The organism is Opacimonas viscosa, assembly GCF_024199005.1.
Lineage (GTDB): Bacteria > Pseudomonadota > Gammaproteobacteria > Enterobacterales > Alteromonadaceae > Opacimonas > Opacimonas viscosa.
The window spans coordinates 1-244 of record NZ_JANATA010000284.1 but is presented as its reverse complement, the minus strand read 5'-3'; the positions used below and the strand labels follow the sequence as shown (position 1 = coordinate 244).

Below are 244 nucleotides of genomic sequence, written 5' to 3'. Positions count from 1 at the left end.
TAGATATATCTGCGGTAGAAAGGAAAAGTTGCCTTAAAAGCGACAGTAAAGCAAGTCGGTTATTCTTAACCGCTTCGTCATCAGCCATAACCATTACGTTATCAAAGAAGTTATCGATTACATTACGTAAGGTTGCAAGCGCAGTAAGAATACGCGTGTAGTCCTGTGAAGGAACAGCAATATCAACTTCTTTCTGTGCGGCTTTCAGCTCAACGTAAAGCGCTTTTTCAGCTTCTTCGGCTAA

Annotated in this window: 1 protein-coding gene; it reads right to left on the bottom strand. The window is 41.4% G+C overall.

From position 1 onward, the window contains the following. The coding region (locus NLF92_RS13615; protein ID WP_254102801.1) for a DALR anticodon-binding domain-containing protein at positions 1–244 on the bottom strand (244 nt) is incomplete at both ends.